The 14,552-nt window shown below is 44.7% G+C and carries 12 protein-coding genes and 1 tRNA gene; 11 read left to right on the plus strand and 2 right to left on the minus strand.

Going from position 1 to position 14,552, the window contains the following annotated elements; genetic code table 11:
- Positions 1 to 22: 22 nt before the first annotated feature.
- Positions 23 to 98, plus strand: a tRNA-Gly gene (locus AB4507_RS09475).
- A gap of 633 nt (positions 99 to 731) precedes the next feature.
- Here the strand turns inward: AB4507_RS09475 and queG are convergent.
- The gene (gene queG / locus AB4507_RS09480; RefSeq protein WP_017059922.1) at positions 732 to 1,910 is read right to left on the minus strand and encodes a tRNA epoxyqueuosine(34) reductase QueG; all 1,179 of its coding nucleotides are present in this window, start codon (positions 1,908 to 1,910) and stop codon (positions 732 to 734) included.
- 240 nt (positions 1,911 to 2,150) lie between these two features.
- Between queG and tsaE the strand changes: the two genes are divergently transcribed.
- The 8 genes from tsaE to hflC all read left to right on the plus strand — a co-directional run bounded on the left by tsaE (position 2,151) and on the right by hflC (position 11,679).
- On the plus strand, positions 2,151 to 2,615 hold the full coding sequence (gene tsaE, locus AB4507_RS09485) for a tRNA (adenosine(37)-N6)-threonylcarbamoyltransferase complex ATPase subunit type 1 TsaE (RefSeq protein WP_004735870.1): 465 nt from the start codon (positions 2,151 to 2,153) through the stop codon (positions 2,613 to 2,615).
- Complete coding sequence (locus AB4507_RS09490; protein ID WP_372133301.1) at positions 2,609 to 4,324, plus strand: N-acetylmuramoyl-L-alanine amidase; 1,716 nt, start codon at positions 2,609 to 2,611, stop codon at positions 4,322 to 4,324. The genes tsaE and AB4507_RS09490 overlap by 7 nt, the downstream gene beginning before the upstream one ends.
- A gap of 102 nt (positions 4,325 to 4,426) precedes the next feature.
- Positions 4,427 to 6,631 carry a DNA mismatch repair endonuclease MutL gene (gene mutL / locus AB4507_RS09495; protein WP_372182574.1) on the plus strand — a complete coding sequence of 735 codons (2,205 nt, stop codon included), beginning with the start codon at positions 4,427 to 4,429 and terminating at the stop codon, positions 6,629 to 6,631.
- A 97-nt stretch (positions 6,632 to 6,728) separates the two neighbouring features.
- Entirely contained in the window at positions 6,729 to 7,661 is a 933-nt protein-coding gene (miaA, locus tag AB4507_RS09500; protein WP_017059926.1) for a tRNA (adenosine(37)-N6)-dimethylallyltransferase MiaA, read from the plus strand.
- A 192-nt stretch (positions 7,662 to 7,853) separates the two neighbouring features.
- Positions 7,854 to 8,117 carry an RNA chaperone Hfq gene (gene hfq / locus AB4507_RS09505; RefSeq protein WP_017059927.1) on the plus strand — a complete coding sequence of 88 codons (264 nt, stop codon included), beginning with the start codon at positions 7,854 to 7,856 and terminating at the stop codon, positions 8,115 to 8,117.
- Positions 8,118 to 8,161: 44 nt separating this feature from the next.
- Positions 8,162 to 9,469, plus strand: a complete 1,308-nt coding sequence (gene hflX, locus AB4507_RS09510) for a ribosome rescue GTPase HflX (protein ID WP_017059928.1) — start codon at positions 8,162 to 8,164, stop codon at positions 9,467 to 9,469.
- 27 nt (positions 9,470 to 9,496) lie between these two features.
- Positions 9,497 to 10,699 carry an FtsH protease activity modulator HflK gene (hflK, locus tag AB4507_RS09515; protein ID WP_017063176.1) on the plus strand — a complete coding sequence of 401 codons (1,203 nt, stop codon included), beginning with the start codon at positions 9,497 to 9,499 and terminating at the stop codon, positions 10,697 to 10,699.
- Between the two features lie 2 nt (positions 10,700 to 10,701).
- Positions 10,702 to 11,679, plus strand: coding sequence for a protease modulator HflC (hflC, locus tag AB4507_RS09520; RefSeq protein ID WP_017059930.1), 978 nt, complete (start codon positions 10,702 to 10,704; stop codon positions 11,677 to 11,679).
- A gap of 172 nt (positions 11,680 to 11,851) precedes the next feature.
- Here hflC and AB4507_RS09525 read toward each other — a convergent pair whose 3' ends face one another.
- Positions 11,852 to 12,040: a DUF2065 domain-containing protein gene (locus AB4507_RS09525; protein WP_010434105.1), complete on the minus strand. Its 189-nt coding sequence runs from the start codon at positions 12,038 to 12,040 to the stop codon at positions 11,852 to 11,854.
- A 172-nt stretch (positions 12,041 to 12,212) separates the two neighbouring features.
- On the opposite strand from AB4507_RS09525, the gene AB4507_RS09530 reads away from it, so the two are divergent.
- Both AB4507_RS09530 and motX read left to right on the plus strand, forming a co-directional pair.
- On the plus strand, positions 12,213 to 13,529 hold the full coding sequence (locus AB4507_RS09530; RefSeq protein WP_010434108.1) for an adenylosuccinate synthase: 1,317 nt from the start codon (positions 12,213 to 12,215) through the stop codon (positions 13,527 to 13,529).
- 298 nt (positions 13,530 to 13,827) lie between these two features.
- On the plus strand, positions 13,828 to 14,463 hold the full coding sequence (gene motX / locus AB4507_RS09535) for a flagellar protein MotX (RefSeq protein WP_017063177.1): 636 nt from the start codon (positions 13,828 to 13,830) through the stop codon (positions 14,461 to 14,463).
- Positions 14,464 to 14,552: the final 89 nt, after the last annotated feature.

The raw sequence follows: 14,552 nt of genomic DNA on the forward strand, positions 1-14,552 counted from the left end.
GTATGAGCAGCGAATAACTTATGCGATACTAGCTCAGTTGGTAGAGCGCAACCTTGCCAAGGTTGAGGTCATCGGTTCGAACCCGATGTATCGCTCCAGCTTTCTTCTAAAAAAGCTATTAAGACTCTTTAAACCACCGTGTTTTTCTTTAGATCACAGAGTTTAAAGGCGACCACAAAGGTCACGCTCTTTCTTTAATGCTGCGAAGCATAATCCCCCAAAAAAGCAAATAATCCTCCATCATGGTGGATATTTTTTTGTCTTAAATTTTTCTTAGCAACTGAAATGCTAGTAAATATCAGGTCTCTGAAGCAGACACTTGAGGTTTTTCACATCTATAAACAGACTTATCCACAAAGTGTTAGGTGTGGATAACTTGGTTGATAAAGTTGTTTCAGGCTTAATTCTTTACCTATCCCTAAAAGATCTTTCTTGTTTTCAATATATTAGATGAATTGCAGCGATCGTAACTTGTTGTTTTTTATCAAGTTGGATGCCTATCTTGGATTTAATAAAAGATCGTTAACTTGTTGTTTTTTGATCTTAATCATTTATCGGTACTGTGTTTAACTTTGCTCGGGTGTCGGAAGTTTACGAGAGTTCTGAATTTTTTCCACATTGTTAGAATTGAGAACAAGGTCAAACATTGTTCTAAAATTATGTGCAACGAGTTGTCTTAAATATTGGACTATCGATGTGGGTGTCGCTGTCAATCGTTGATACCAAAAGGGCTAGGCGTCTCTTGGTAGTCCTTTCTCTACTATACGTATCAGTCTGTGCTTTTTGGTGGAGATTTTGCTGTTACTTTTTTGCACACAGCTATTTTTCTGCGTAGAGCTATCTTCTTGCACACTGCTAGCGTTGGGTAACTGCTGTAGTTGTTTATTCAAAGCCCACTCAATATGCACATCAAGCATTTCGTTTTTGCCTTGATGAGACTCCAGGGTTTCAATAATGCGTTGTTGAAATGGTGCATTGCCCATCGCAACAAAGATATTGCGTAACCACTGGGTGTGGCCGATACGTCTGATTGCTGAGCCTTCCATTTTCTTTAGGAAGGTTGCTTCGTCCCAACTTGAAAGTGAAACCAGATCGGCTTCTTGGAAATCTTCTCTGCGGTGAAAGTCTGTTTGCTCTGTGAGTTCGGCATGACGATTCCACGGGCAAACTAACTGACAATCATCGCAACCGTAGATACGGTTACCAATGGCATCTCTATACTCTTCAGGGATCACACCATCATATTCAATGGTTAAGTACGAGATACATTTGCGAGCATCCACTACGCCATCAGCAATAATGGCACCCGTTGGGCAAGAAGTGATACATGCGGTGCATTTGCCGCACTCATCAACACTGGGTTCATCCGTGGGAAGAGGGATGTTAACTAACAGCTCCCCTAGAAAGAACCAAGAGCCAGCGTCTTTATCAAGAATTAATGAGTGTTTACCTGTCCAGCCCAACCCTGCTTTTTGAGCGAGTGGTCTTTCCAAAATGGGCGCTGAATCGACGAAAGGGCGTGAGTCTAAACCCTCGACCTCTTTTTCAATTCTTTGTCCTAGCTTTTTCAACTGGTTACGGAACAATTTGTGATAGTCGCGGCCTAAAGAATAGCGGCTGATGTAGCCTTGAGTGGTATCGCTTAGGTTAGAGGCGAACTGAGCTTCTGGTGGTAGGTAGTTCATTCGAGCGCTGATCACTCGAATTGTGCCTGGGTGAAGTTCATCAGGACGTGCACGCATCATCCCATGTCGAGCCATCCAATCCATTTCGCCGTGGTTGCCTGCATCTAGCCATGCTTGAAGAGGGGCTTCGTGTTCACTTAAATCAACATCGCAGATGCCAACTTTTTGAAAGCCCAGCTCTTTTCCCCAGATTTTAATTTTTTCAGCAAGATGGTCTAGATTCATGGCTTATTTCTTATTTTCTCTGTTTTACAATTAGAGATAAGGCTAATTAAAATTAGGTTCGGCAAAAATGGGGGCGGATCTTAACGGATCTTAGTGGTGTTGACCAGAACAGACGCGTTTTGAGCAGTATTTTTCATAGAACTTACACTTGAGTGCTTGTCTCCCAAAAGCATCACGGTTTACTATTCTTGTTCTTTTGATTTTTATATAGTCAACGATCGATTTTTAGAGAACGTATTCATGAGCACGAAACAATTTACTTTGAAAGATGAACAAGCAACGATTCAATTAGGAACGGAGCTTTCGAATCTTTGCTCACAGCAGACGACTATTTATCTGCATGGTGATCTTGGCGCAGGTAAAACGACTTTCAGTCGTGGCTTTGTAAAAGCACTTGGCCATCAAGGAAATGTAAAGAGCCCAACGTATACTCTAGTTGAACCTTATCAACTTGCAGATTGGCAGGTGTACCACTTTGACCTTTATCGCCTAGCCGATCCTGAAGAGTTAGAGTTTATGGGAATTCGTGACTACTTTACTCCGGATGCTATCTGTTTGGTTGAATGGCCTGAGAAAGGTTATGGGATGCTACCAGAAGCCGATTTGGATATTGATATTCGTTACCAAGACGATCACCGTATTGTTTCTTTAACCGCTAATAGTGAATACGGACAGCGCTTACTTAGTCAGTTGGAGTTATGTTGATTTCTAAACGCCTTATTTCAACAGTGGCCATGATGGCTGCTGTTTTTTCTATACTGTTTTCTTCACTTGTTTCTGCAAACTCACTGAAAAGTTTAAGGGTTTGGCCTTCTCCAGAAGAAACTCGTGTGGTTATCGACTTAAAATCAGAAGCGGACTTTAGCTATTTCACCCTGAGTAGCCCGAGTCGCTTAGTGGTTGATTTAAAAAATACCAGTCTTGCGACTAAGTTACCGGTCGAGGTGAAAGACAGCCCTGTTCTATCTAAGATTCGTAAGAGCTCACCGCCAGACAAAAACACCTATCGCTTGGTTTTTGAGTTAAAGAAGTCGTCTAAAGCAGAATTATTCAAACTGAGCCCGACCCCAGGTGGTCAGTATGGACACCGTTTGGTGATCGACTTACCTCATGGTGCGGCAAGTAAAGCGACATCGACACCGAGTAAGCCAACGGTAAGTAAGAACATTAATCAGGTTAAGCGCCAGAAAGATATTCTAATTGTGATTGATCCTGGCCACGGTGGTGAAGACCCAGGTTCGATTGGTCCTACGCGTAAATACGAAAAAGACGCGACTCTGAGTATTTCTAAGAAGTTAGCAGCTCAACTGAATGCGGTCCCGGGGATCAAAACTCGTATGACTCGTAATGCTGATTACTTTGTGAACCTGAATCGACGTGTTGCGATTGCTCGAGAGAATGAAGCTCACCTGTTGATCTCTATTCACGCCGACGCCTTTACGACGCCTCAACCAAGAGGTGGTTCAGTGTTTGTATTGAACACTCGACGCGCAAATACAGAGATCTCTCGTTGGATTGAGAATAAAGAGAAACAGTCTGAATTGCTTGGTGGTAGCGGTGCAGCGTTCACAAGCAATATTGATGATAAGAACGTAAACCAAACCCTGCTTGATTTGCAGTTTAGCCACTCTCAAAAAGAGGGATACAAACTGGCAACGGCAATTCTGTCTGAAATGGGTAAGGTTGCGAAACTGCACAATAGCAAGCCGATTAACACCAGCTTAGCAGTATTACGTTCACCACAGATCCCATCAGTACTTGTAGAGACAGGTTTTATTTCGAATCCGACGGAAGAGAAGCTTCTTTTCCAACGTTCGCACCAAGATAAATTGGCACGAGCAGTGACTAAAGCGGTGGTTAAGTATTTGAAGGCTAACCCGCCTGAAGGGATTATCTTGTCTAACGCAACGTCATCAACGGGCAGCGTGAGCCAACATAAAGTCTCTCGTGGTGAGTCTTTGTCTGTGATTGCGAGCAAGTATGGTACGTCGACACAGACGTTGATGAAGTTCAACAATCTGAAATCGAGCAGCCTAGCAATTGGCCAAGTACTTAAGATTCCAGGCAGTGCTTCAACTTCATCATCAAGCAGTGCGGTTAAAACGAAGACCATCACTCACACGGTTAAGTCTGGAGAGTACCTAGGTAAGATCGCCAGCCGCTATAAAGTGTCGGTGGCTGATATTAAACGTGAGAACCGTTTGAAATCAGAGACGGTGAGAGTAGGCCAAAAGTTACGTATTACGGTTGAAGTTAAAGATGTTCCTCTGCGCAAACACAAAGTTGCAAGAGGTGATTACCTTGGCAAGATAGCTTCGAAATACGGCGTGAGCGTCAACAGCATTCGCCAAGCGAATAAGTTAAAATCTGACAGCCTGGCTATCGGCCAAGTGTTGATTATTCCTCACAAGTAGTCTTGGGAATGCTAAACAGCTTCAGGTATATCAATGATAAAAAATAAGAACTAGTGCAAACGTAGCAGCGTTTCCATCAATGGCAGTAAGGTAGCTATAAATATGACGATCAAAATACTGCCAGCTCGGTTAGCTAACCAAATCGCAGCGGGTGAGGTGGTAGAAAGACCCGCTTCTGTTGTAAAAGAGTTGGTTGAGAACAGTTTGGATTCTGGTGCGACACGTATCGATATTGATATCGAGAAAGGTGGCGCCAAGATGATCCGCGTTCGTGACAATGGTAAAGGCATCGTAAAAGATGAGCTTGCCTTGGCACTGAGTCGTCATGCTACCTCCAAAATCCACACTCTTGATGACCTAGAGGCGATCGTCAGCCTCGGTTTCCGTGGTGAAGCGCTGGCGAGTATTAGCTCGGTTGCGCGCTTAACCATGACGTCACGCCCTGCCACTCAAGATCAAGCTTGGGCAGCACACAGTGAAGGCCGTGATATGCAGGTGAAACTGCAGCCTGCGGCGCATCCTATTGGCACTTCGGTTGAGGTGTTGGACCTGTTCTTTAATACGCCAGCACGCCGCAAATTCTTACGCACCGAGAAAACTGAATTCACCCATATTGATGAGTTGCTTAAACGCATCGCATTGAGTCGTTTTGATGTGACGATCAACCTTCGTCATAACGGCAAGATGATTCGTCAGTACCGCGCTGCAAAAACACAAGTTCAAGCAGAAAAGCGAATCGCTGCGGTATGTGGCAATCCTTTTGTTCGTCATATGCTTAAGATCGAACTTGAGCATCAAGGCCTAAAACTTCATGGCTGGATCACCACGCCAGAAGGAGCAAGACAACAAAGCGACCTGCAATACTGCTATGTGAATGGTCGTATGATGCGTGACAAGCTGATCAATCATGCGATTCGTCAAAGCTACGAAACCAGCCTGCGTCCAGACCAATTCGCGACGTATGTGTTGTTCATTGAACTCGACCCACATCAGGTGGACGTGAATGTCCACCCTGCAAAACATGAAGTGCGTTTTCATCAAGCGCGCCTTGTGCATGACTTTATTTACCAAGCATTGAGTGATGGTTTAGCACAGAGCAAGCAGATCGATGCTGCACCAATCAATCAGTCGGCTTTTCATCAGTCAGAAGTGATTCATCATCAGCAAGATAGTACGAGCTCTGCAGTTGATGGTGTTGCAAGTTTCGCTGAGCCAGAAAGCGTAATGCCTAGCAGTTCGGATCAAACCCAAGTTTCGGATAGGGTGCGACACGCTATTGAGCAAACGCCTGCCTACCCGAGAAAAGCAGAATCAGAGCACGCTTTTGATAAGCCTCAACACAGCGTTAATGATGGTGGGCGACATTATGTTTCATCAATTAGCCCAAGCTCATCAACCAGTCCAAGTTCATTAGCTGGCCGAAGCTCGTCTGCTAGTGAAAGCAACTTTACAGGCTCTCCTCGCCAAGAGTGGATTGAGTCTCGACCTGAACCTAAAAAAGAGAAAGAGCCACACCAACATCATGGTGAACCCGCGCCATCTAAGCGAGAAGTGAAAGCCTATAAAGAGCTTCTGAAAACGCCAGATTTTGATGAGCAAGTTGTACAGCCTTCATCTTCTCAAGAGCATGTGGCACCAGTAGAAACCAGAGACAACTTAGAAAATAAAGAAAATAAAGAAGCTAAGCCTGCTCAACAGAATCCTGTTCATTTAAAGCCAAGAGCACCTGTAACGGACTTGGGCAAAGCGGTCTCGATTGTGGAACGTCAGTATCTGGTAATGGGCAATAAGAACGGCAGTGTGCTGGTTTCCTTAGCTAAGGCTGAGTTATTGCGTGTTGTTGGTCAGCTTGATACTCGAGGTGGTGCGTTAAAAAGCCAACCACTATTGGTGCCTTTATCGATTAAGCTGGGTAGTGAACTGGTCGAAGTTGCTAAGGCGCTGAGTCAAACTCTGGCATTACTGGGGATTGAGCTTAAGGCGCGAAACAGCGAGGCGGTAATGGTGATGGGCGTGCCTTCTCCTTTAAGGCAGCAAAACTTACAAATTTTGATCCCAGATCTGTTATCTTACGCGGCTTCAATAAATGCCCAGGGTGCAGTGAAGCAACCTAATGACATGTTGTCAGCTTTGGTTAACTGGATCGGGATTCAAACCGCACAAGTAAAAAGCGACTACACTTTATCTGAAGCGGTTCAACTAGTTGGGGAACTAGAACAACTTTGGCATGGTCTACTTCCATTAGATGATCCAGAGTTTGTTAATCCTATCGACTTTTCAGCGACTATAGCCGCGTTTACGGTTTAATTTTTTCGCGACGACCTTTGTCTTTTTAGCTGAATACGTCGCGACACAAAGCCCTTTGCTAAAAAGCGCTAAAACAGAGAAGCAAATACAAAATATCATGACTGAAAAATTACCTTTAGCGTTGTTTTTAATGGGCCCAACGGCGTCAGGAAAAACAGATTTAGCTATCCGCTTACGTCAGAAATACCCTGTAGAGATCATCAGCGTCGATTCGGCATTGATCTACAAAGACATGGATATTGGTACCGCTAAACCGGATGCGGAAGAGCTTGAGCTCGCGCCTCATCGCTTGATTGATATTTTGGATCCAAGCGAAGCGTATTCTGCGGCAGATTTTCGTCGTGATGCGATCAATGAAATGAATAAGATTGTAGCGGAAGGCAAAATCCCGTTACTTGTTGGTGGCACAATGCTGTACTACAAAGCATTGTTGGAAGGTTTATCGCCATTACCAGCCGCGGATCAAGAGATTCGTAAGCAGATTGAAGCGGAATCTATCGAACAAGGTTGGCAGGCATTGCACGATCAATTAAGAGAGATAGATCCCGTATCCGCTGAAAGAATACACCCAAATGATCCACAAAGGCTTTCAAGGGCATTGGAAGTTTACCGAATTTCGGGTAAAACATTAACAGAGCTAACTCAAACGAAAGGCGATAGCCTGCCATTTCGTGTAAAACAATTTGCAATAGCTCCCAAGGAAAGGACTGAACTCCATCGCCGCATTGAGCTGCGTTTCGAGAAGATGATAGAAGCTGGGTTTGAAGATGAAATGAAGGCGTTGTACGCGAGAGAAGATCTTCACCCTGAACTGCCATCGATCCGATGCGTTGGTTATAGGCAGATGTGGGATTATTTAGACGGTAATTGTGATTTAGACGAAGCGGTTTTCCGTGGTGTCTGTGCAACCCGTCAGTTGGCCAAGCGACAAATCACCTGGTTGCGCAGTTGGGATGATTTAACTTGGTTAGATAGCGAAAACATTGATCAAGCGTTAGAAACTCTTTCAGATGCAATAGCATCTGATTAGTATTGCTGTGTATAATGTGATCGCTTTTGCGTGAATATACTCTGGAAAGGATCCGTTATTGAGGCTTTTAAAAATCACAGCCTTTCAATAACAACGGAGTTTTTTTATTCATTTAGCTCAGATGCAAAGGCCGCACCTTTTTGTGCACCACTAGCTAAATAATTACAACAAAATACAAATAAGGAAAATAAAATGGCTAAGGGGCAATCGCTACAAGACCCATTCCTAAATGCACTCCGTCGTGAGCGCATTCCAGTCTCTATCTATCTTGTTAACGGCATTAAGCTGCAAGGTCAGATCGAGTCTTTCGATCAATTCGTGATCTTATTGAAGAACACAGTAAACCAAATGGTTTACAAGCATGCGATTTCTACTGTGGTACCTGCTCGCGCAGTTAGTCACCACAGCGGCGAGCAACGCACGCCATCTGATCGTCCAGAGAAGACTGAAGATTAATCGTTCAATTTGTACAGCTTGCGCTGTAATAAGGAGTTGGTTGCTTGTTTGACCGTTATGAATCCGGCGAGCGAGCCGTACTTGTTCATATCAACTTCACGCAAGAGGGAGAATGGGAAGATCTAAGCGAATGTGAAATGCTGGTCTCCTCAGCGGGGGTAGAAACGCTACAAGTGATTACTGGTAGCCGACAATCCCCACTCCCTAAATACTACGTTGGAGAAGGTAAAGCCCTAGAAATCGCACAAGCTGTTCAGCTGACCGGTGCTGAAATTGTGATTTTTAACCACTCCCTCTCTCCTGCCCAAGAGCGCAACCTCGAGCAATTGTGTAAATGTCGTGTGATTGATCGCACGGGTTTGATCTTAGATATTTTTGCACAACGTGCGCGAACTCATGAAGGTAAGCTACAAGTTGAGCTCGCTCAGCTTCGTCATATCTCTACCCGATTGATTCGTGGTTGGACTCACCTTGAAAGGCAGAAAGGTGGTATTGGTCTTCGTGGTCCAGGTGAAACTCAACTGGAAACCGATCGACGTTTGTTGCGTGACCGTATAAAGGCAATACTACGTCGTTTAGCGAAAGTTGCTAAACAGCGTGAACAAGGACGACGTGCTCGTAATCGAGCTGAAATCCCAACAATTTCTTTGGTTGGTTATACCAACGCAGGGAAATCAACACTTTTCAATCGCATCACAAGTGCTGGTGTTTATGCGGCAGACCAACTGTTTGCAACCCTAGACCCAACACTACGTAAGATTGATTTGGCAGATGTCGGGCCTGCAATTCTCGCAGATACCGTAGGTTTTATCCGTCATCTACCACACGACTTGGTCGCTGCGTTCAAGGCAACATTACAAGAGACGCAGGAAGCTGACATTTTGTTACATGTTGTTGATGCCAGTGATGACCGTTTTCGTGAGAACATTCAGGCTGTTCATGAAGTATTAGAAGAAATCGATGCTCATGAAGTGCCAACCCTTGTAGTCATGAACAAAATTGACTGCATGGAAGACCAAAAACCTCGAATTGAAAGAGACGAAGAGGGCGCACCTCGCGCTGTTTGGGTTTCTGCAATGGAAGGAGAAGGTATTGAACTGCTGTTTGAAGCTTTAACTGAGCGTTTAGCTAGCCAGATGGTTCAATTCCGGTTGTGTATTCCACATCAACATCAGGGTCGCATTCGCAGCTTATTCTTCGAGATGAAATGTATTCAACAGGAAGAGTATGATGAAAATGGTAACTTGTTGATAGATATCCGAATGCAACAAATAGATTGGTCTAAACTTGAAAAAAGAGAAGGGGCGCTCTTAGGTGACTTTATCGTTACCAAAGAGACTGCTACAGTATAACGTCATATCAAATGATGGAGCTTTCTAATGGCGTGGAATGAGCCTGGAAATAACAACAACGGCGATAATAACGGCCGCGATAATGACCCTTGGGGTAATAAAAATAATCGCGGCGGCCGAGATCAAGGACCGCCAGATCTAGACGAAGTGTTTAATAAACTAAGTCAAAAGTTAGGTGGCAAGTTTGGTAAAAAGGGTGGCAACGGTAACGGGCCATCTATTGGTGGTGGCGGTGCAATTGGCTTTGGTGTCATTGCCGTTATTGCTATTGCTATCTGGTTCTTCGCTGGTTTCTACACCGTTGGCGAAGCAGAAAGAGCAGTAGTACTTCGACTGGGTCAGTTCGACCGTATCGAAGAACCTGGTCTTAACTGGCACCCACGCTTCATCGATGAAATCAGTGATGAGCAACTAGTAAACGTTCAAGCGATTCGTTCTCTACGTGCTGCTGGCACGATGCTAACGAAAGATGAAAACGTTGTGACCGTTGAAATGGGTGTTCAATACCGTGTTTCTGACCCATACAAGTACTTGTATCGTGTAACGAATGCAGACGACAGTTTACGTCAAGCAACCGATTCCGCGCTTCGTGCGGTAATTGGTGACTCACTAATGGATAGTATCCTGACAAGTGGTCGTCAGCAGATTCGTCAAAGCACTCAAGAAACGTTGAACCGTATTATTGATAGCTACGATATGGGTATTCTGATTGTTGATGTGAACTTCCAGTCAGCACGTCCACCTGAGCAAGTGAAAGATGCATTTGATGATGCTATCGCGGCTCGTGAGGATGAAGAGCGTTTCGAGCGTGAAGCTGAAGCTTACCGAAATGACATTCTTCCAAAAGCAACAGGTCGTGCTGAGCGTTTGAAGAAAGAAGCGGTGGGTTACTCAGAGCGCACAGTTAATGGTGCTCTAGGTCAAGTTGCTCAATTCGAGAAACTGCTACCTGAATACCAAGCTGCTCCTGAAGTAACACGTAACCGTATGTACCTAGATACAATGGAAAAAGTGTACTCAAGCACATCGAAAGTCCTGATTGATTCTGAATCAAGCGGTAACTTGCTATACCTACCAATTGATAAGCTAGGCGCACAAGGTGGTTCTCAGTCGGGCTCTCGCCCTGCAAAAGCATCATCAACTTACGATCAAATTGAGTTAGAAACTCAAGCGGATCCAAAGCCTAGCACTCAAACTCGTTCTGACAGTTCACGCCAAGGGAGATACTAATAATGCGTAAATTAATGATCCCTGTATTAGTTGTGACGATTGCCCTTCTATTGATGTCAGTGTTTGTGATTCAAGAAGGTGAGCGTGGCATGGTAATTCGTTTTGGTCGAGTTCTCGATGACAACGGCGTATCACGAATCTATGAACCAGGTCTGCACTTTAAACTACCGATGTTTGATCGCGTAAAAGTACTTGATGCTCGTATTCAAACGATGGATGGCCGTTCTGACCGTTTCGTAACATCAGAGAAAAAAGACGTTCTAATTGATACTTACGCAAAATGGCGTATTGCTGATTTTGGACGTTTCTATCTGAGTACCGGTGGCGGTAATATCATGACGGCAGAAGCACTTCTTGAGCGTAAAGTGACAGATGTTCTTCGTTCTGAAATTGGTTCTCGTGAAATTAAGCAGATCGTGTCAGGCCCTCGCAACAAGGACATCCTGCCAGACTCTGCTGATAGCGAAGTCGTCACAACGGTAGCGGCTGCAGAAGCACTAGAAGTTGATGGCGAACGCGATAAGATCATGGAAAACGTTTTGTCTGGAACGGCAGAAAGTGCGATGGCTGATTTAGGTGTTGAAGTTGTTGATTTTCGTATGAAGAAGATTAACCTTCCTGACGAAATCAGTGAATCTATCTACCGCCGTATGCGTGCAGAACGTGAATCGGTTGCTCGTAGACACCGTTCTCAAGGTCGTGAGAAAGCGGAAGTTATCCGTGCTCAAGCTGAGCTAGAAGTGGCAACAGTTCTTGCTGAAGCTGACCGTACAGCTCGAATCACTCGTGGTGATGCGGATGCAGAAGCAGCGAAGATCTACTCTGATGCGTTCAGCAAAGATCCTGAGTTCTACGGCTTCATGCGTTCATTGCAAGCTTATGAGACATCATTTAGCGATAAGAGCGACATTCTAGTACTGGATCCGAAGACTGACTTCTTCCAATACATGAATCAAGCAAGCGGCGCTCCAGCAAAATAAGCTGATGCGTTAGCGAATGCTTAGCTTAATAAGCAAAATACGTTAAAACTTAAAAGGCTCCCATTGTGGGAGCCTTTTTGTTTTCTATGACTTCTTTCAGGAGGAGACATGTTTGTGGATTCACTATTGGGGCGCGAGGGAAGGCGCTTAACAGCGTTCTACTTATAGAAACCTAGCGGTAGGTCATGAAAGCGATAACCGCTCCAGCCACCACAAGACAGCCTCCAATGCGGCGCAGTTGCGTGTCTGGTTGCTCGCTCAGTTGCGCGACCATGTTTCTCCAGCCATTGGGTGCAATCAAGGGGCCGAGCCCTTCCACAATAAGTACGAGCCCAATAGCGAGCCAAATTGATTGAGACATGGTTCTGCCTTTTGTCTGTAAAAAAGCAATGATATCAGTATCTTTACACATCTGCCCCCAGTTATGGCTGGTTTATTTTTGTACAGCGTTAACGTTTATGAACAAAAAGTGACTGCAAGAAGTGTGATTCAGTGCTAGAATCCATTTTTAATTAGCAACAGAAATTGGAAAGATGGGAAATAACGTAGTCGTTCTAGGCACCCAATGGGGTGATGAAGGTAAAGGTAAAATCGTTGACCTTTTAACTGAAGATGCAAAATACGTGGTTCGCTACCAAGGCGGTCACAATGCAGGTCACACACTTGTAATTGACGGTGAAAAAACCGTTCTTCACTTAATTCCATCAGGCATCCTACGTAATAACGTTAAATGTGTTATTGGTAACGGTGTAGTATTATCGCCTGACGCACTTCTAAAAGAAATGAAGCCTCTTGAAGATCGCGGTATTCCAGTACGTGAACGTCTTTTCATCTCTGAAGCTTGTCCTCTAATTCTTCCGTACCACATTGCAATCGACAACGCGCGTGAAATCGCTCGTGGCGCTAAAGCTATCGGTACAACGGGTCGTGGTATCGGTCCTGCTTACGAAGATAAAGTTGCTCGTCGCGGTCTACGCGTTGGCGACCTTTTCGATAAAGAAGCATTTGCTGAGAAGCTAAAAGAAGTGATGGAATTCCACAACTTCCAACTAGAGCACTTCTACAAAGCTGAAACAGTAAGCTACGAAGAAGTTCTTGAGCAAGCGATGAGCTACGCAGATATGTTAACTGCGATGGTTATCGACGTAACTGACGAACTAGACGCAGCACGTAAGCGCGGCGACAAGATCATGTTCGAAGGGGCTCAAGGTACGCTACTAGATATCGACCACGGTACTTACCCATACGTAACGTCTTCTAACACGACTGCTGGTGGTGTTGCTGCAGGTTCTGGTTTCGGTCCTCGTCACATCGGTTACATCCTTGGTATTACTAAGGCTTACTGTACTCGTGTTGGTTCAGGTCCATTCCCTACTGAGCTATACGATGGCCTTGAGAAGCAAGACCCAGTTGGTAAACACCTAGGCGATGTTGGTCACGAGTTTGGCGCAACAACTGGTCGTCTACGTCGTACTGGTTGGTTCGATGCTGTTGCTATGCGTCGTGCAATCCAAATCAACTCTCTATCTGGTATGTGTCTAACTAAACTAGACGTTCTAGATGGCCTAGAAGAACTAAAAATCTGTACTGGTTACAAGATGAAAGATGGTTCTATCCTAGAAGTTTCTCCAATGGCTGCTGAGTCATTCGAAGAAGCGACGCCAATCTACGAAACAATGCCTGGTTGGTCTGAAAACACATTTGGTGCTAAATCTATCGACGCGCTTCCACAAGCTGCTCTAGATTACATCAAGCGTATCGAAGACCTAACTGGCGTTCCAATTGATATCGTATCAACTGGCCCAGATCGTAACGAAACTATCATCAAGGTTCACCCATACGGCGCATAATGCCTGCTGAGTGATTACCAGGCACGAACAGTGCTTTGATAATAAAATAGTTTTCTAAAAGCCGACTTTATTAAGTCGGCTTTTTAATACCTGCAATTTAGCCGTTCACTCTTTGATGGTGATCTTTTAAGCGTCATCAGGCAAAATATTGCCCATTAGCGGCAAGTTTTGTCTAAAGCCGTCGGGGTTATTGCCGATACAGATATCATGGGAAGTGAAGTTCACACTGTTTTGTGCGTGTAGAAATCCTCTGCACCCCTCAATAGATAACTTTAGCGACAGATAATAGAGTGCAGGTATGAAGCTACGAATTGTGGCAGCTTCATTGATAATGGCACTGAGCTCACCCTTGAGTCATGCAAATTTGGCTGATGTGGGAGAGCCCGTTCCAATATATACAGAAGCTGAACTGATTAATTTAATCGAAAATAATCAACATCTAGAGCGAGTGAAAGCTGATAAGTGCCAGTTAGTTGAAGATATCGTTGCTCGCGCAACGCGTATTAGCTTGCCTTCTTATGAGTTTTTATACGGTGATATGTTGGCTTGGGGTGTGTGTGTTCCACAAGATGTAGAGCTTGGCCTTTACTATATGGAGAACGCGGCACATCAAGGTTTACCCGCTGCATTAGAGCAGTTAGGTCGTTATTACTCTCGTGGTACTTTGGTACAACAAGATCAAGAGCGTGCGATTCCGTATCTACGTGAAGCGGCCTCTATGGGTAACTTAAGTGCGAGCATTCACTTAGCGGAACTCTTGTTACGTGACTACGGTAGCCCATTGGATTATGAAGATGCTTACCGTTGGTTGTATAACTCGGTAACCGCAGACCAAAGACAACACAGACGTATCACTGTGCTTCGTAGCGGTCTGGAACAGAGAATGCCAGACAATATTATTGCTCGAGCAAAGCGTCGAGACGTGTTCTGGTAATACCGAGCAAGAAGCCTGTAATGATCCCTGCACTCATTGTTACAGGAAACAAGACTTAAAAAGCCCCGCCTTGAAGTGACCCCGTAAAG

The sequence above is a fragment of the Vibrio sp. 10N.222.54.A3 genome (assembly GCF_041474095.1).
In the GTDB taxonomy this organism is placed as follows: Bacteria; Pseudomonadota; Gammaproteobacteria; order Enterobacterales; family Vibrionaceae; genus Vibrio; species Vibrio crassostreae_C.